Genomic DNA, 16,587 nt, shown 5'->3' on the forward strand with positions numbered 1-16,587 from the left:
CGGGGGCGTTTTTGTTTGTATGGCGAAAGGTTTTTGTAGGTGATGTCTCAAGTTGGCGTAGGTTGCATCTTCCAATCCCTTTGGCGCCTTGTGAGCGCTTGTTGTCATGCCTAGCGTGGAGCGCATTCTCCCGTATAGGAAGCTTCACCATGAATTATCGATTGGCAATGGCCATTCCCTGCCTGATGGTTGGCTTGCAGGCTTACGCTGTGCAGGATTGCACCAACCCGCGTCCGCAGGAAATTGTCGAGTGTCATATTGGCAAGGTGCGCCAGGCCCCCTTGGAGTCTGAATTGCTCGAGCAGGCCTCCGAGCCGGGCTACGCATTCCGTCGTCTGCACATGGTTTCGCAGATGTGGGAGCCGGCCCCAGTGCTTGAGCCGCGCCGCTGGGAGCACGATGTCGAGCTGCACATCCCAGGTAACGCAGTGCCTGGCAAAGCCTTGCTGGTGGTGAACAACGGCGTGCGGCACGGGCCGGCGCAAACCCCTGACTATGCCCGAGACGCGTTGCGCGAAGTCGCGATCAAGGCGCAGATGGCTGTGGTCATGATCAGCGATGTGCCCAACCAGTACGTAACCTTTAGCGATGTCGACAAGCCCCTGCGCGAGGATGACGCCGTGGCCCATACCTGGGCCCACGCGCTGCGCGGGGCTGCGCCGGAACTGCCACTGCATGTGCCGATGGCTGCGGCGGCGAGCCGGGCGATGGACCTGGCCGAGCAGGAACTGGGCAATCAGGGGCTCACGGTGGACCGTTTCATCATCACCGGTGCTTCCAAGCGCGGCTGGAGTGCATGGCTCACGGCATTGGCCGATGAGCGGGTGATGGCCATCGTGCCCAGTGTGATCGACGTCGCGGACACTTCGGGCATGCTGGCCGGATTGCGCAAGCGTTATGGTGGTCACTGGCCATTGGCGCTGGGTTCCTACCAGCAGGCCGGTGTTCTGCAACAGCTGGGCAGCCCGGCATTCGAGCGGCTGATGGCGATGATGGACCCGATGCAGTACCTGAACGAGGAGGGGCAGCGCCTGGCCATTCCCAAGTACCTGGTGTCAGCCAGTGGTGACGACTTCTTCGCCCCTGACCCCGTCACCGATTACCAGCAACGCCTGCCAGGCGTGACCAGCTTGAGGGTGTTGCCCAATTCGGACCATGGTGGCGTGCGGCAAGCGGTGGTCAGCACCTTGGTGCCGGTGGTGACGCGCCTGCGCGATGGCAAACAGCTGCCGAGTGTGCAGGTGTCGGCGAGCGGGCAGGCCGGGCAGATGTTCGTCGACTTGTCCGAGCCGCCAGTGGCGGTGAAGGTGTGGACGGCAAGCAACAGCAGGGACCGCGACTTCCGCTATGCCTGCGGGGTGCGCTACCAGTCCGAGACGCTTGCGCCCAAGCAACACTTCACCCTGCAACGCACGGCGCCAGCTACGGGATGGCAGGCGCAGTTCGTCGAAGCGAAGTTCGCTGATGGCTTCATCGCCACCAGCCCGGTCAGCGTGTTGCCGCAGACGTATCCCGAGCACCCGCCGACGGATCAAGGTGGTGCTTGCCGCAGCTTCCCGGCGGACAGCGCTTGAGGAGCATGCTCAATGCGGCATGCCCAGTTCGGCGTCGTCCAGCAGGGCCTTGGCCAATGCACTGAGGTAGTGCGCGGCCCAGATCAGGGCGCGATGACTGTGGTTGTAGGCGATCATCAGGTAGTGGGTGATGTTGACCACGACGTGGTCGAGGGGGATGAGGTTTTCGCAGATGGTGTGGGTGAGGGCCTGTCTTGAGGTTGCAGATGAGCCGCCATGGGGCTGCCTCGACATTTTCAGCGCCTATGAGATCGAGCGCCGCCCGCGCGGCGCTTCGCGGGGCAAGCCCGCTCCCACAGTCTGTTTCGGGCCAGTCACTCCTGCACCTTCTTCGCGCGTACCCTTGGTGTATGGCTGGAGGTAGATAGGGCCGGCGGCAATACTTTAGATATTTGCTGGAGCAGACAAGGCGAACAGTGGAGATGTCACAGGATTGATTGGCCCGAAACAGACTGTGGGAGCGGGCTTGCCCCGCGAAGCGCCGCGCGGGCGGCGCTCGATCTCACAGGCGCTGCACAAGCCGCGGCGGACACCTGGTGGCCATCACCCGTTCACAAGGCGAATCACCGCCCGACCACCTTCGGCTTGTAAGCACAATACCCCGGCCGCGGCCCGACCTTGGGGTGGTTGCGGCAGGTATCCGGGCGCTTGTCATAAATGGTGCACAGCCGGCTCTTGCGATCCAGGTACAGGCAGTCGTCGTTGCTCATCCGGGTCAGGGTGAAGATCCCCGACTTCTGGTTGAAGCGTTCGATGATGCCGTCCTTTTGCAGGCGCTTGGCGATGTTCTTCGGCGGTTCGTCTTTCTCGAACTCGTCCACCACGCCGATACGGATCAGATCCTTGATCTTCACCTCCACCGGCAGGGTGCAACAGGTCGAATGGCAGCCGTGGCACATGTTGCTGGTGTAGCGCTGCCAGGTCTCCAGGCGGTCGACTTCGGCCGCAGCGATCAGGGTCGTTTTCATCGTTATGGGGGTGAATCACGGTCTTGGGGCGCGCGATCATACCCGAGTTGTTCAAATTGTGAACAACCTTTTGCCGGAATCGCAGCGTCGGCATGAAAACTGCGAACAGTAACTGTCACTCCCTGTCGAAGGGTCTAGTCTCAACAATCTCCCTCCGCTTTCGTCAACTTGCCAGAGGATGCCGCATGTCCCAGGAACCCAAAGCACGTGACGCCGAGGTGGCCGAATTTCGTGCCGCTGTACTGAACAAACTGACCTACGCGGTCGGCAAGGACCCGGAGCATGCGTTCGACCACGACTGGTTCGAAGCCATTGCCCTGGCGGCGCGTGATCACATGGTCGATCACTGGATGGACCACACCCGGCAGGCCTACCGTCGTAGCCAGAAACGGGTCTATTACCTTTCCCTGGAATTTCTCATCGGCCGCCTGCTGTACGACAGCCTGAGCAACCTGGGGCTGCTGGACATCGCCCGTGATGCGCTGGAAGGGCTGGACGTGGACCTGGAGCGCATCCGCCTGCTCGAACCTGACGCCGCGCTGGGCAACGGCGGCTTGGGCCGCCTGGCGGCCTGCTTCATGGAGAGCATGTCGACCCTGGGGATTGCTGCCCACGGTTACGGGATCCGCTACGAACATGGGTTGTTCCGCCAGGCAGTGGTGGATGGCTGGCAGCAGGAGCAGACCGAAAACTGGCTGGACTTCGGCAACCCCTGGGAGTTCGAGCGTGCGGAGGTGATCTACCCGATCAGTTTCGGCGGCAGTGTCGAAACCGTGCACGATGCCGGTGGCACTCAACGCCAGGTCTGGTGGCCGGGCGAAACGGTGCGGGCGGTTGCCTACGACACGCCGGTGGTAGGCTGGCGCGGTGCCAGCGTCAACACCTTGCGCCTTTGGCGTGCGCGGGCGTTGGAAGAGCTGCATCTGGAGCGCTTCAATGCTGGTGACCACCTGGGCGCCGTGGCCGAAGTGGCGCGGGCCGAGAGCATTTCGCGGGTGCTGTACCCGGCCGACAGCACCGAGGCCGGGCAGGAGCTGCGCTTGCGCCAGGAATACTTCTTCGTGTCGGCTTCGTTGCAAGACTTGCTGCGCCGCCACCTGAACATGCACAAGGACCTGCTGAACCTGCCTGATGCGGCAGCCATCCAGCTCAACGACACCCACCCTTCGATTGCCGTGGCGGAGCTCATGCGGCTGTTGGTGGACCAGCATGAAGTGCCCTGGGAAAAAGCCTGGGAGCTGACCGTCGGCACGCTCGCCTACACCAACCACACCTTGTTGCCCGAAGCCCTGGAAACCTGGCCGGTGGCGCTGATGGAGCGCATGCTGCCGCGGCACATGCAGATCATCTACCTGATCAACGCCTATCACATCGACGCGTTGCGGGCCAAAGGCCTGCACGACTTCGACGTGCTGCGCGCGGTATCGCTGATCGAGGAGGACAATGGCCGCCGGGTACGCATGGGCAACCTGGCGTTCCTTGGGTCGCACAGCGTCAACGGCGTGTCGGCGCTGCACAGCAAGCTGATGAAGAGCACGGTGTTCGCCGAGCTGCACAAGCTTTACCCGCAGCGGATCAACAACAAGACCAACGGCATCACCTTCCGCCGCTGGCTGTACCAGTCCAACCCTCAGTTGACCGAGATGCTGGTCGAGGCGCTGGGCCCGGAGCTCAAGGACGACCCCGAGGGGCGCTTGGCCGGGCTGGTGCCATTCGCCGACAAACCCAGCTTCCGCAAGCAGTTCGCCGCGCAACGCCTGCACAGCAAGCGCGCGCTGGCCAGCATCATCCAGGATCGGATTGGGGTCACGGTCAACCCCGAGGCGCTGTTCGACGTGCAGGTCAAGCGCATCCACGAGTACAAGCGCCAGTTGCTCAACCTGCTGCACACCGTGGCGCTGTACCAGGCCATACGCAATGACCCCGGCACCAACTGGGTGCCGCGGGTGAAGATCTTCGCCGGCAAGGCAGCGGCCAGTTATCACCAGGCCAAGCTGATCATCAAGCTGGCTAACGATATCGCCCGGGTGGTCAACAATGACCCGACCGTGCGCGGTCTGCTCAAGGTGGTATTCCTGCCCAACTACAACGTCAGCCTGGCCGAAAGCATCATCCCGGCCGCAGACCTGTCAGAGCAGATCTCCACCGCCGGTTACGAGGCCTCCGGCACCAGCAACATGAAATTCGGCCTCAACGGCGCGCTGACCATCGGCACGCTCGATGGTGCCAATGTCGAGATGTGCGAGCAGGTGGGGGCGGACAACATGTTCATCTTCGGCCTGACCGCGCAGCAGGTGGAGGCACGCAAGCGGGCCGGTGATTTCGGTGCCAACGCCGCGATCGCGGCGTCGAACCGCCTGAGCGATGTGCTGCAGGCCATTCGCAGCGGGGTGTTCTCGTCTGACGACCCTTCACGCTACGCAGGGTTGATCGACGGGCTGGTGGCCTACGACCGTTTCCTCGTATGTGCCGATTTTGATGCCTACTGGGATGCGCAGCGGCGGGTCGAAGAGCTGTGGCACACGCCGCAGGAGTGGTGGCGCATGGCGGTGCTTAACACGGCGAGGATGGGCTGGTTCTCCTCTGACCGGACCATCCGTGAATATGCCACCGAGATCTGGAAGGCGCTGGATTGAGGTAGTCCTGTCCTGGCCGATTCGCGAGCAAGCCCGTTCCCACGGGCTCTGCGCAGGTTTGAAGCCCGCGCAGTTGCCGTGGGGGTGGGCTTGCCCGCGAATGGGCCGGTAGCCGACCATTGGCTGGGTGCTTGCTGAACTCAGGGCCGGAAGTCGAGTCTCTTTGCTCGCTAGGCTGCAACTCTCCCTGTAAACTGCGGGGGTTTTTCTCCCCTTATCCTTTCGGAGCCATACATGTCCCGCGTTACCCTTAGTCGCTATCTGATTGAGCAGACCCGCAGCAACAATACCCCTGCCGATCTGCGCTTCCTGATCGAAGTGGTGGCGCGTGCGTGCAAGGAAATCAGCCATCACGTGTCCAAAGGCGCCCTCGGCGGCGTGCTGGGCAGCATGGGCACTGAAAACGTGCAGGGCGAAGTCCAGAAGAAGCTGGACGTGATCTCCAACGATATCCTGCTGGAAGCCAACGAGTGGGGCGGCCACCTGGCCGGCATGGCCTCCGAGGAAATGGACAACGCCTACCAGATCCCGGGCAAGTACCCGAAAGGTGCCTACCTGCTGGTCTTCGACCCGCTGGACGGCTCGTCCAACATCGACGTCAACGTGTCGGTCGGCACCATCTTCTCGGTACTGCGTTGCCCTAACGAGTACCTGAGCCAGAACGAAACCCTGAACGAAAACGCCTTCCTGCAGCCAGGCACCCAGCAGGTCGCTGCCGGTTACGCCATCTATGGCCCGCAGACCATGCTGATCCTGACCCTGGGCAATGGCGTCAAGGGCTTCACCCTGGACCGCGAACTGGGCAGCTTCGTCCTGACCCACGAAAACATCCGCGTACCGGAAAGCACTGCCGAGTTCGCCATCAACATGTCCAACCAGCGTCACTGGGAAGCCCCGGTGCAGCGCTACGTAGGCGAACTGCTGGCTGGCGAGACCGGCCCGCTGAAGAAGAACTACAACATGCGCTGGATCGCCTCGATGGTGGCCGACGTGCACCGTATCCTGACCCGTGGCGGTCTGTTCATGTACCCGCGTGATGCCCGCGAGCCGAGCAAGCCGGGCAAGCTGCGCCTGATGTACGAAGCCAACCCGATGTCGTTCATCATCGAACAGGCCGGCGGCGCCTCTACCAACGGTTACGATCGCATCCTCGATATCAAGCCAGAAAGCCTGCACCAGCGTGTGTCGGTCATCCTCGGCTCGAAGGAAGAGGTCGAGCGCGTCACCGCTTACCACAAGGAGTAAGTCATGCTCGCACCTTGGCAGCCGTTGCTGGAGTGGTGGTTCGGTTGGGGCACCAGTCCCCAGGCCGTGGCTGACGAGAAGAGCACGCTGTGGTTCGGCAAGCATCACGATGCCGAAGCCCAGGCGCTGTTTGGCGACCTGGTCGAGCACGCCCTGGCGGGTGGGCTCGACGAGTGGCAGCAGAGCCCGCAAGGCTGGCTCGGCTTGCTGATCCTGCTGGACCAGCTGCCGCGCATGCTCTACCGCGACACGCCGCGCGCCTTTGAAGGCGACCGGCGTGCCCAGGTGGTGGCCATGCAGGGGCTGCAGAAACACTGGGATTACCAGTTGCTGCCGATCCAGCGGGTGTTCGTGCTGCTGGTGCTGGAGCATGCCGAGGTGCTGGACTGGCAGAACCTGTGCGTCGAACGTTACCAGGTGCTGCTCGAAGAGCAGCCAGAGGACAACCGGCGCTTGTTCGAAGGTTTCCTCGATTACGCCGAACAGCACCAGCGGGTGATTGCCCGGTTCGGCCGCTTCCCGCACCGTAACCTGGTGCTGGGGCGGCCGAGTACCAGCGAAGAAATGGACTTCCTTTTGGAGCCTGGTTCCCGGTTCTGACTCATGGGCCTCTTCGCGGGTGAACCCGCTCCCACAGGTACAGCGCGGGTTTCAAAGGCTGTGCAGTAGCTGTGGGAGCGGTGGTTCGGCGCCCCGACTTGCCCGCGAAGCAGGCGCCGCCGGATCAGATCCTGAAACTGCCCACCAGATGCTTCAACCGATCGACCTGATGCTCCAGGTCGGTGCAGGCACGCAAGGTGCTCTGCAGGTTCTGCACCCCTTCCTGATTCAACGTATTGATCTCGGTGATGTCGACATTGATCGACTCGACCACGGCCGTCTGCTCTTCGGTGGCGGTGGCCACCGACTGGTTCATGCCATCGATCTCGCCAATGCGCTGGGTCACGCTGCCCAGGCGCTCGCCGGCCTGGTTGGCAATGCCTACGCTGTGGTCGCTGTGCTGGCGGCTCTGGTTCATGGTGCTGACCGCTACTTGCGCGCCGGCCTGCAGTTCCTCGATCAGACGCTGCACCTGCTGAGCCGATTCCTGGGTGCGGTGCGCCAGGTTGCGTACTTCGTCGGCTACCACGGCAAAGCCACGCCCGGCCTCGCCCGCGCGGGCCGCTTCGATCGCGGCGTTGAGCGCCAGCAGGTTGGTCTGCTGGGATATGCCGCTGATCACATCGAGGATCTGGCCGATGTTGGCGGTGTGGGCATTGAGTGTCTCGATGTTGCCGCACGAGTCGCTGATGCGTGCCGACAGCTGGTTCATCACCTCGATGGTGCGCCCGACCACCTGCTGGCCATCCTCGGCCAGGCCGCGTGCTTCGCTGGAGTGCTGCGACGCCAGCGCGGCGTTCTGGGCGATTTCCTGGGCGGCGGCGCCTAGCTGATTGATGGCCGCAGCCACACTGCTGGTGCGGCTGGACTGCTGGTCGGCGTTGGCAATCGAGGCATTCGAGGCATCCACCACCTGGGCGGCCACGGCGTTGACCTGCCCGGTGGCTGAGGCCACTTCGCGGATCGACTCGTGAATCCGCTCGACAAAGCGGTTGAAGGATTGGCCAAGGCTGCCGAATTCATCGTGGGCGTGGATGCTCAGGCGCCGGGTCAGGTCACCTTCGCCTTCGGCGATGTCATGCATGGCACGGCCCATCAGGTGCAGCGGCTCCATCAGGACGCGGATCAGCAAGCCGAGCAGGGCGATGATCACCACCACCGCGATCAGGGTGGCGACGATGGCCGAGGTGCGCAGTTCACCCAGCATGGCGAACGCTGCATCCTGGTCGAGTACCAGGGCCACGTACCAATCCGCTGACGGCACGCCGTCGACGCGCGTGAAGCTGATGAACTGCTTGCGGCCATCGACTTCGACTTCCTTCAGGCCGCTGCCGATTTGGGGTGTGTCTCGCGGGTAGACGTCGGCCAGGGTTTTCAGGGCCAGGTCGGCTTTGGGGTGGATCAGGATCTTGCCTTCGCCATTGACGATGAAGGCATGGCCCTGACCGTCGAAGTTCAGGGCGTTGATCAGGTTGCTGATGGTCTGCAGGTCGGTGTCGACGCCGCTGACACCGATCAGCCGGCCCGCTTGCTGCACCGGGGTGGCCAGGGTGATCACCAGCTTGCCGGCGGAGGCGGAGATGTACGGTTCGGTGACGATGGTCTGGCCGCTGGCGCTGGCAGCCTTGTACCAGCCCCGTACCCTAGGGTCGTAGTCGGCGGCGCGGTTGCCCACCGGTACCGACTGCATGCTGCCGTCCTGGCCGCCGAAATAGGTGAGCTGGAAGTTCTTGCCGTACACCGGCAAGGCCAGGCTACGGTCCAGGCTGGCTTTGCCCGGCCCATCGACCGCGATTTGCTGGGCCAGGGAGTCGAGCAGCTGGATACGGCTGTCGAGCCAGTTGCGGATGTTGCCAGCGGTGAGGCTGCCCAGGTCCTGCAGGTTGGTCTGAACGTCGCTGCGCAGGGACTGGCGTTGTCGGTAGTCGTTGAACAGCACGAAACAGGTAAAGGCAACGGCCACCACGAGGGCGGCGGCCAGCAGGATCTTGTGGCTGAACTTGAGGTTCTTGGTCATTTTTCTGGTCTGCACAAGGCAAGGCATAGGAGGGGGCTATGGCAACTCGCCACAGCGTGCTCGCTGTGTCGTCGCGGTACGTCAAAACATTAATCGTTTGCGCAGGGGGAGCCGACCAACGGCGTACAACGAAAGAGGGGTTGCCAGGGAACCAGGGAGGGTTTTTCCCGTCGAACACCACTGCAGGCCACTCGCCTGTGTCTATTTTCCAGGAGTGTCCCTTCATGTCGTTGCGTTCCCTCGCCCTGTTGTCCTTGTGCGTCGTCCTGACCGCGTGCAGCAAGATCAATCAGGAAAACTATTCCAAGCTCAAGACCGGCATGAACAAGGCCGAAGTCGAGCAGCTGCTCGGCACGCCCACCGAATGCTCCGGTGCGCTGGGCATGAGCAGCTGCACCTGGGGGGACGAGAAGAGCTTCATCAGCGTGCAATACGCGGCCGACAAAGTGCTGATCTACTCCGGGCAGGGTCTCAAATGAGGCGTCTGCATCTGCTGCTGGGGCTGTGCCTGGTGATGCTGCTGGGTGGTTGCGCCACCTCCGCCAACGATCCACTGGCGCCGAAAACCGCTGGTGATGTCGACCTCAAGCGCTATCAGGGCAAGTGGTACGAGTTGGCGCGCCTGCCGATGAAGTACCAGGCCGAGTGCGCGCAGTCCGAAGCGCATTACAACCTCAAGCCCGATGGCTCGTATGGCGTGCTCAACCGCTGCCGCACGATGGGGGATGAGTGGCTGCGTGCCGAGGGGCACGCCAAGATCCAGGAGCCGGGGCATACCGACAGGTTGTGGGTCGAGTTCGACAACTGGTTCACCCGCCTGGTGCCAGGTGTGGCCAAGGGCGAATACTGGATCCTGTACGTGGATGATCGCTACCGCACGGCGATCGTCGGCAGCCCGGACCGCAAGTACCTCTGGATCCTGTCGCGCACGCCGACCTTGCCGGTGTGGGAGCGCGAGAGCCTGATGTCCAAGGCTCGTCAGCAGGGCTATGACACCAGCCGGCTGATCTGGCGCACGCCCGACAAGCAGATCGTGCAGATGCATTGAGATGACAGGGGCCGCTGTGGCGGCCCTCTGCATTCAGCCCAGTAGCGCGCGCAGCACTCCGGCAAACGCCTGCCGGCTCTCTTCTTCGTGGGCATGCCGCCCCTGCCGCACCACCCACTGTCCATTGACCATCACATCTCGCACCTGACGGTCGCCGCCAGCGAACAACCAGCGGTTGAGAATCCCGTCGCCCTCGGCCATGGCGATATACGGATCCTGCCCATCCAGCACCAGCCAGTCGGCCCGCTTGCCCACCGTCAGCTCACCCACCGGCTGCCCCAGTGCCTGTGCGCCGCCGACCAGGGCCGCGTCGTAGAGCGTGCGCCCGACCATTGGTTGATCACTGCGGTACAGCCGGTTGCGCCGCTGATCCCGCAGGCGTTGGCCATACTCCAGCCAACGCAGTTCCTCGACCACGCTCAGTGATACGTGGCTGTCCGACCCAATGCCCATGCGCCCGCCCTGGGCGAGGAAATCCACGGCCGGGAAAATGCCGTCGCCCAGATTGGCTTCAGTGGTCAGGCACAGCCCGGCCACTGCACCACTGCGTGCCATGGCCGTGACTTCATCCGCTTCGGCATGGGTGGCATGCACCAGGCACCAACGCGGGTTTACATCGACATGCTCGTACAGCCACTGCAGCGGCCGCAGCCCGCTCCAGGCCAGGCAGTCATCGACTTCCTTCTGCTGTTCGGCAATGTGGATATGAATCGGGCATTGCTGTTTGCCGGCCGCCAGTACCTCGGCGATCTGGCCAGGGGTGACCGCGCGCAGCGAGTGGAAGCACAAGCCCAGCTGTTGGGCGGGGTGCTCCGCCAGCACTGGCGCCAGTTGCGCCTGCAAATGCAGGTACTGTTCGGTGGAATTGATGAAGCGCCGCTGCCCTTCGTTCGGGGCTTGGCCGCCGAAGCCGGCGTGGCTGTACAGCACCGGCAGCAAGGTCAGGCCAATGCCGCTGCTGGCGGCGGCCGCACTGATGCGACGGGACAGCTCGGCCGGGTCGGCGTACGCCTTGCCTGCCTGGTCATGGTGCACATAGTGGAATTCGGCCACCGAGGTGTAGCCGGCCTTGAGCATCTCGATGTACAGCTGGCGGGCAATGACCTGCAGCTGCTCCGGGGTGATCTTGCCGACCAGCCGATACATCAGCTCGCGCCAGGTCCAGAAGCTGTCGTTGGGGTTGCCCGCGACTTCCGCCAGCCCAGCCATGGCTCGCTGGAACGCATGCGAGTGCAGGTTGGGCATGCCTGGCAGCAACGGCCCGGCCAGGCGCTCGGCGCCGTCGGCCGAGGCATCGGCTTCGATCCGGCTGAGCAAGCCGTCACTGGATACTTCGAAGCGGACGTTACTGGCCCAACCAGTAGGCAGCAGGGCGCGTTCGGCGAAATAGGCGGACATCGGCAAGAATCCTGTTATTGTTTAACTTGTATATACATATACAGGCGTTTGCCTGCCGGGTAAACTGCGGCAAGCTACCGCTCATTCCATTGCCTAAGGACTCAACGCCGTGCCGACACCTCCTGTCTCCGCGCTGGTTGCCCAGATGGGCGAGGGCCCGGCGCCGCTGTATGCCCGGGTCAAGCAGATGATCATCCAGCAGATCGAAAACGGCAGCTGGCCACCGCATCACCGGGTTCCCTCGGAGAGCGAACTGGTCAACGAGCTGGGCTTCAGCCGCATGACCATCAACCGCGCCTTGCGTGAACTCACCGCTGAAGGCCTGCTGGTGCGCATGCAGGGCGTGGGCACCTTCGTTGCCGAACCCAAGACCCGCTCGGCGCTGTTCGAGGTCAACAATATCGCCGACGAAATCGCCGGCCGCGGCCACCAGCATAGCTGCCAGGTGATCAAGCTGGCCGAGGAGGCCGCAGGCTCCGAACGTGCCCTGGCGCTGGACATGCGTGAAGGGCAGCGGGTGTTCCACTCGCTGATCGTGCATTACGAGAACGGCGTGCCGGTGCAGATCGAGGACCGCTACGTCAACGCGGCCATCGCCCCCGACTACCTCAAGCAGGACTTCACCCGGCAAACGCCCTATGCCTATCTATCCCAGGTCGCGCCGCTGACCGAGGGCGAGCACGTGGTCGAGGCGATTCTTGCCGAACCCGAAGAGTGCCGCCTGCTGCAGATCGAGCGCGGCGAACCCTGCCTGCTGATTCGCCGGCGCACCTGGTCCGGCCGCCAGCCAGTGACGGCGGCGCGGCTGATCCACCCCGGTTCCCGTCACCGCCTTGAAGGACGTTTCAGTAAATGACCCAGTTGCAGTTGCTGCGTGCGCAGGATTACCCGCGCATGCCCTGGAAGAACGGTGGCGGTTTCACCGAAGAGATCACCCGCGACAACGGCGAAGGGCTCGATGGCTTCGGCTGGCGCCTGTCGATCGCCGATATCGAGGAGTCGGGCGGGTTTTCCGTGTTCGCCGGCTACCAGCGGATAATTACCGTGCTCCAGGGCGATGGCATGCGTTTGCTGGTCGACGACCAGGCCAGCCGGCCGTTGCTGCCGTTCGATGCGTTCGCCTTCAGTGGCGAGAGCCAGGTCAGCTGCAAGTTGCTTGGTGGGCCGATCCGCGATTTCAACCTGATCTATGCGCCGCAGCGCTATCGGGCGCGTTTGCAGTGGTTCGATGGCACCAGCCGCTTGTACAGCTCGGCGTCGACGGTGTTGTTGTTTGCTGCGAGCAACCAGGTCGAGGTGGCGATGGCCGGGCATGAAACGCAGCGGCTGGGTCGCTATGACTGCCTGCGGCTCGAGGGCAATGATGAGTTGCTCGGGCTGGATGTGCAGGGGCGATTCTGCCTGATCGAACTCATTCCAGCGTGAGATAACCGGGGTCGCTTCGCGCCCCATCGCCGGCAAGCGCGGCTCCCACAGGAATATCGCCAGCTTCCAGGCGTGCGCTGTACTTGTGGGAGCCGAGCTTGCCGGCGATGGGGCGCGAAGCGGCCCCAGTGCATTCATGAATTCGGAGGAGTGGTCCGTTTTTTTTGGTTGTCCATGCTTGTACATACAAGTAAAGATGTGTTTGTATATTGACCACGACACATCTGCCTGCGGACAACCGCCGAGGACCTTCCCGTGACTGACAACAACAAATACCGTGACGTTGAAATCCGTGCCCCACGTGGCAACAAGCTGACCGCCAAAAGCTGGCTGACCGAAGCGCCACTGCGCATGCTGATGAACAACCTCGACCCGCAGGTCGCGGAAAACCCGAAAGAGCTGGTGGTGTATGGCGGTATTGGCCGCGCCGCACGCAACTGGGCCTGCTACGACAAGATCGTCGAGACCCTGACCCGCCTGGAAGACGACGAAACCCTGCTGGTGCAGTCGGGCAAGCCGGTCGGCGTGTTCAAGACCCACAGCAACGCTCCGCGCGTGCTGATCGCCAACTCCAACCTGGTGCCGCACTGGGCCAACTGGGAACACTTCAACGAACTGGACGCCAAGGGCCTGGCCATGTACGGCCAGATGACCGCCGGCAGCTGGATCTACATCGGTAGCCAGGGCATCGTCCAGGGCACCTACGAAACCTTCGTCGAAGCCGGTCGTCAGCACTACGGCGGCAGCCTCAAAGGCAAGTGGGTACTGACCGCGGGCCTCGGCGGCATGGGCGGCGCCCAGCCACTGGCCGCGACCCTGGCCGGTGCCTGCTCGCTGAACATCGAATGCCAACAGAGCCGCATCGACTTCCGCCTGGAAACCCGCTACGTCGACGAACAGGCCACTGACCTCGACGACGCCCTGGCACGCATCGCCAAGTACACTGCCGAAGGCAAGGCGATCTCCATCGCCCTGCACGGCAACGCCGCCGAAATCCTGCCTGAGCTGGTCAAGCGCGGCGTGCGCCCGGACATGGTCACCGACCAGACCAGCGCCCACGACCCACTGAACGGCTACCTGCCAGCCGGCTGGACCTGGGAACAGTACCGCGACCGCGCGCAGACCGAGCCGGCTGCTGTGGTCAAGGCCGCCAAGCAGTCCATGGCCGTGCACGTGCAGGCCATGCTCGACTTCCAGAAGCAGGGCATCCCGACCTTCGACTACGGCAACAACATCCGCCAGATGGCCAAGGAAGAGGGCGTGACCAACGCGTTCGACTTCCCAGGCTTCGTCCCTGCCTATATCCGCCCGCTGTTCTGCCGCGGCATCGGCCCGTTCCGCTGGGCGGCGCTGTCCGGTGATGCCGAAGACATCTACAAGACTGACGCCAAGGTCAAGGAACTGATCCCGGACGACGCCCACCTGCACCGCTGGCTGGACATGGCCCGCGAGCGCATCAGCTTCCAGGGCCTGCCGGCACGTATCTGCTGGGTTGGCCTGGGGCTGCGCGCCAAGCTGGGCCTGGCCTTCAACGAAATGGTCCGCAGCGGCGAGCTGTCGGCACCTGTGGTGATCGGCCGTGACCACCTGGACTCCGGCTCGGTGTCCAGCCCCAACCGCGAAACCGAAGCCATGCGCGACGGCTCCGATGCAGTTTCCGATTGGCCGCTGCTCAACGCCCTGCTCAACACTGCAGGCGGCGCCACCTGGGTTTCGCTGCACCACGGCGGTGGCGTGGGCATGGGCTTCTCCCAGCACTCGGGCATGGTCATCGTCTGTGACGGTACCGATGAAGCCGCCGAGCGTATCGCCCGCGTGCTGACCAACGACCCGGGGACCGGCGTGATGCGCCACGCCGATGCCGGCTACGACATCGCCATCGACTGCGCCAAAGAGCAGGGCCTCGACCTGCCAATGATCACGGGCTGATCGCTGCACTTTGAGTGATACTGAACAACAAGAGGGGCCTGCGGGCCCCCGACAGAATTGGAGTAGCAAAGTGACCGAACTGACCCTCAAGCCCGGCACCCTGACCCTGGCCCAGCTGCGCGCGATCCACGCCGCACCCGTGCGCCTGCAACTGGATGCCAGCGCCGCACCGGCCATCGATGCCAGCGTCGCCTGTGTCGAGCAGATCATTGCCGAGGACCGTACCGCCTACGGCATCAACACCGGTTTCGGCCTGCTGGCCTCGACCCGTATTGCCAGCCACGATCTCGAGAACCTGCAGCGCTCGCTGGTGCTGTCCCACGCGGCCGGTATCGGCGCGCCGCTGGACGACGCCCTGGTGCGGCTGATCATGGTCCTCAAGATCAACAGCCTGAGCCGTGGCTTCTCCGGTATCCGCCGCAAGGTCATCGATGCCCTGATCGCCCTGGTCAACGCCGAAGTCTACCCGCACATTCCGCTCAAGGGCTCGGTCGGCGCGTCTGGCGACCTGGCACCGCTGGCGCACATGTCGCTGGTATTGCTGGGCGAAGGCAAGGCCCGTTACCAGGGCCAGTGGCTGCCGGCTACCGAAGCGCTGGCTGTCGCCGGCCTCGAGCCGTTGACCCTGGCTGCCAAGGAGGGCCTGGCTCTGCTCAACGGTACCCAGGCTTCCACCGCCTACGCCCTGCGCGGCCTGTTCCAGGCAGAAGACCTGTATGCCGCCGCCATCGCCTGCGGTGGCCTGAGCGTCGAAGCGGCACTGGGTTCGCGTTCGCCGTTCGATGCCCGTATCCATGAAGTGCGTGGCCAGCGTGGCCAGATCGACACCGCGGCCTGCTTCCGCGACCTGTTGGGCGACTCCAGCGAAGTGTCGCTGTCGCACAAGAACTGCGACAAGGTCCAGGACCCGTACTCGCTGCGCTGCCAGCCACAGGTCATGGGCGCCTGCCTGACCCAGATCCGCCAGGCCGCCGAGGTGCTGGGCATCGAAGCCAACGCCGTGTCGGACAACCCGTTGGTGTTCGCCGCCGAAGGTGACGTGATTTCCGGTGGCAACTTCCACGCCGAGCCGGTAGCCATGGCCGCCGACAACATCGCCCTGGCGATCGCCGAAATCGGTTCGCTGAGCGAGCGCCGCATCTCGCTGATGATGGACAAGCACATGTCCCAGCTGCCGCCGTTCCTGGTGGAAAACGGCGGGGTCAACTCCGGCTTCATGATCGCCCAGGTCACCGCTGCCGCCCTGGCCAGCGAGAACAAGGCCTTGTCGCACCCGCACAGTGTCGATAGCCTGCCGACCTCGGCCAACCAGGAAGACCACGTGTCGATGGCCCCGGCCGCTGGCAAGCGCCTGTGGGAAATGGCCGAGAACACCCGTGGCGTGCTGGCTATCGAATGGCTGGGTGCGTGTCAGGGGCTGGACCTGCGCAAAGGCCTGAAGACTTCGGCGAAGCTGGAGCAGGCGCGCCAGGCGCTGCGCCGTGAAGTGCCGCACTATGACCGTGACCGCTTCTTTGCGCCGGACATCGAGGCCGCCGTCGAGCTGCTGGCCAAGGGCAGCCTGACCGGGCTGCTGCCTGCCGGCGTCCTGCCAAGCCTGTAATGCCCCCGGGGCCGCTTCGCGGCCCATTCGCGGGGCAAGCCCGCTCTCACAGGTATCTCACAGGCCTTGAAGGTTGCGTGACTGCTGTGGGAGCGGGCTTGACCCGCGAAAGGGCTGCAAGGCAGCCCCCATCGACCTCACGAC

The 16,587-nt window shown here is 63.7% G+C and carries 14 protein-coding genes and 1 pseudogene; 10 read left to right on the forward strand and 5 right to left on the reverse strand.

From position 1 onward, the window contains the following. Nucleotides 1-149 precede the first annotated feature (149 nt). A complete protein-coding gene (locus tag ACIPZ5_RS11885) occupies nt 150-1,574 on the forward strand; it encodes a PhoPQ-activated protein PqaA family protein (RefSeq protein WP_343597684.1) in 1,425 nt (474 codons plus the stop codon). Nucleotides 1,575-1,583: 9 nt separating this feature from the next. On the opposite strand, the gene ACIPZ5_RS11890 is transcribed toward ACIPZ5_RS11885, so the two are convergent. Both ACIPZ5_RS11890 and ACIPZ5_RS11895 read right to left on the reverse strand, forming a co-directional pair. Then, on the reverse strand, nt 1,584-1,808 hold the full coding sequence (locus ACIPZ5_RS11890) for a hypothetical protein (protein ID WP_343597686.1): 225 nt from the start codon (nt 1,806-1,808) through the stop codon (nt 1,584-1,586). A gap of 329 nt (nt 1,809-2,137) precedes the next feature. After that, a complete protein-coding gene (locus ACIPZ5_RS11895) occupies nt 2,138-2,542 on the reverse strand; it encodes a YkgJ family cysteine cluster protein (protein WP_003259873.1) in 405 nt (134 codons plus the stop codon). 185 nt (nt 2,543-2,727) lie between these two features. Between ACIPZ5_RS11895 and ACIPZ5_RS11900 the strand changes: the two genes are divergently transcribed. The 3 genes from ACIPZ5_RS11900 to ACIPZ5_RS11910 all read left to right on the forward strand — a co-directional run bounded on the left by ACIPZ5_RS11900 (nt 2,728) and on the right by ACIPZ5_RS11910 (nt 7,023). Further along, the gene (locus ACIPZ5_RS11900) at nt 2,728-5,178 is read left to right on the forward strand and encodes a glycogen/starch/alpha-glucan phosphorylase (protein WP_400808790.1); all 2,451 of its coding nucleotides are present in this window, start codon (nt 2,728-2,730) and stop codon (nt 5,176-5,178) included. A gap of 234 nt (nt 5,179-5,412) precedes the next feature. Further along, nucleotides 5,413-6,423 carry a class 1 fructose-bisphosphatase gene (locus ACIPZ5_RS11905; protein ID WP_016712457.1) on the forward strand — a complete coding sequence of 337 codons (1,011 nt, stop codon included), beginning with the start codon at nt 5,413-5,415 and terminating at the stop codon, nt 6,421-6,423. Between the two features lie 3 nt (nt 6,424-6,426). Continuing rightward, complete coding sequence (locus tag ACIPZ5_RS11910; RefSeq protein ID WP_313710378.1) at nt 6,427-7,023, forward strand: DUF924 family protein; 597 nt, start codon at nt 6,427-6,429, stop codon at nt 7,021-7,023. A gap of 124 nt (nt 7,024-7,147) precedes the next feature. Here the strand turns inward: ACIPZ5_RS11910 and ACIPZ5_RS11915 are convergent, their stop codons facing one another. Beyond that, nucleotides 7,148-7,978 carry a methyl-accepting chemotaxis protein gene (locus ACIPZ5_RS11915; protein WP_400809045.1) on the reverse strand — a complete coding sequence of 277 codons (831 nt, stop codon included), beginning with the start codon at nt 7,976-7,978 and terminating at the stop codon, nt 7,148-7,150. 24 nt (nt 7,979-8,002) lie between these two features. Then, a pseudogene (locus ACIPZ5_RS11920) lies at nt 8,003-9,067 on the reverse strand (cache domain-containing protein); the annotation flags it as partial. Between the two features lie 197 nt (nt 9,068-9,264). On the opposite strand from ACIPZ5_RS11920, the gene bamE reads away from it, so the two are divergent. Continuing rightward, on the forward strand, nt 9,265-9,519 hold the full coding sequence (gene bamE, locus ACIPZ5_RS11925; RefSeq protein WP_261942357.1) for an outer membrane protein assembly factor BamE: 255 nt from the start codon (nt 9,265-9,267) through the stop codon (nt 9,517-9,519). Beyond that, entirely contained in the window at nt 9,516-10,088 is a 573-nt protein-coding gene (locus ACIPZ5_RS11930; protein ID WP_313710381.1) for a lipocalin family protein, read from the forward strand. Before bamE ends, ACIPZ5_RS11930 begins: the two co-directional genes overlap by 4 nt. A 33-nt stretch (nt 10,089-10,121) precedes the next feature. On the opposite strand, the gene ACIPZ5_RS11935 is transcribed toward ACIPZ5_RS11930, so the two are convergent. After that, nucleotides 10,122-11,486 (reverse strand): formimidoylglutamate deiminase, encoded by a 1,365-nt coding sequence (locus tag ACIPZ5_RS11935; protein ID WP_400808793.1) that lies wholly within the window; start codon nt 11,484-11,486, stop codon nt 10,122-10,124. Between the two features lie 145 nt (nt 11,487-11,631). Between ACIPZ5_RS11935 and hutC the strand changes: the two genes are divergently transcribed. From hutC to hutH, 4 genes are all read left to right on the forward strand, one after another. Then, nucleotides 11,632-12,342, forward strand: a complete 711-nt coding sequence (gene hutC, locus ACIPZ5_RS11940; RefSeq protein ID WP_343597781.1) for a histidine utilization repressor — start codon at nt 11,632-11,634, stop codon at nt 12,340-12,342. Beyond that, nucleotides 12,339-12,911 (forward strand): HutD family protein, encoded by a 573-nt coding sequence (locus ACIPZ5_RS11945; RefSeq protein WP_400808794.1) that lies wholly within the window; start codon nt 12,339-12,341, stop codon nt 12,909-12,911. Before hutC ends, ACIPZ5_RS11945 begins: the two co-directional genes overlap by 4 nt. Before the next feature lie 255 nt (nt 12,912-13,166). Continuing rightward, nucleotides 13,167-14,840: a urocanate hydratase gene (hutU, locus tag ACIPZ5_RS11950; RefSeq protein ID WP_400808796.1), complete on the forward strand. Its 1,674-nt coding sequence runs from the start codon at nt 13,167-13,169 to the stop codon at nt 14,838-14,840. A 70-nt stretch (nt 14,841-14,910) separates the two neighbouring features. Then, a complete protein-coding gene (gene hutH, locus ACIPZ5_RS11955; protein WP_343597697.1) occupies nt 14,911-16,443 on the forward strand; it encodes a histidine ammonia-lyase in 1,533 nt (510 codons plus the stop codon). Nucleotides 16,444-16,587: the final 144 nt, after the last annotated feature.

The sequence above is a fragment of the Pseudomonas sp. NPDC089428 genome (genome assembly GCF_044749325.1).
Lineage (GTDB): Bacteria > Pseudomonadota > Gammaproteobacteria > Pseudomonadales > Pseudomonadaceae > Aquipseudomonas.

What these genes read in the sequence shown, in the direction of transcription:
- ACIPZ5_RS11885 (WP_343597684.1), top strand. Translation starts at nt 150, where the DNA reads ATGAATTATCGATTGGCAATGGCCATTCCCTGCCTGATGGTTGGCTTG.
- ACIPZ5_RS11890 (WP_343597686.1), bottom strand. Translation starts at nt 1,808, where the DNA reads ATGTCGAGGCAGCCCCATGGCGGCTCATCTGCAACCTCAAGACAGGCC.
- ACIPZ5_RS11895 (WP_003259873.1), bottom strand. Translation starts at nt 2,542, where the DNA reads ATGAAAACGACCCTGATCGCTGCGGCCGAAGTCGACCGCCTGGAGACC.
- ACIPZ5_RS11900 (WP_400808790.1), top strand. Translation starts at nt 2,728, where the DNA reads ATGTCCCAGGAACCCAAAGCACGTGACGCCGAGGTGGCCGAATTTCGT.
- ACIPZ5_RS11905 (WP_016712457.1), top strand. Translation starts at nt 5,413, where the DNA reads ATGTCCCGCGTTACCCTTAGTCGCTATCTGATTGAGCAGACCCGCAGC.
- ACIPZ5_RS11910 (WP_313710378.1), top strand. Translation starts at nt 6,427, where the DNA reads ATGCTCGCACCTTGGCAGCCGTTGCTGGAGTGGTGGTTCGGTTGGGGC.
- bamE (WP_261942357.1), top strand. Translation starts at nt 9,265, where the DNA reads ATGTCGTTGCGTTCCCTCGCCCTGTTGTCCTTGTGCGTCGTCCTGACC.
- ACIPZ5_RS11930 (WP_313710381.1), top strand. Translation starts at nt 9,516, where the DNA reads ATGAGGCGTCTGCATCTGCTGCTGGGGCTGTGCCTGGTGATGCTGCTG.
- ACIPZ5_RS11935 (WP_400808793.1), bottom strand. Translation starts at nt 11,486, where the DNA reads ATGTCCGCCTATTTCGCCGAACGCGCCCTGCTGCCTACTGGTTGGGCC.
- hutC (WP_343597781.1), top strand. Translation starts at nt 11,632, where the DNA reads ATGGGCGAGGGCCCGGCGCCGCTGTATGCCCGGGTCAAGCAGATGATC.
- ACIPZ5_RS11945 (WP_400808794.1), top strand. Translation starts at nt 12,339, where the DNA reads ATGACCCAGTTGCAGTTGCTGCGTGCGCAGGATTACCCGCGCATGCCC.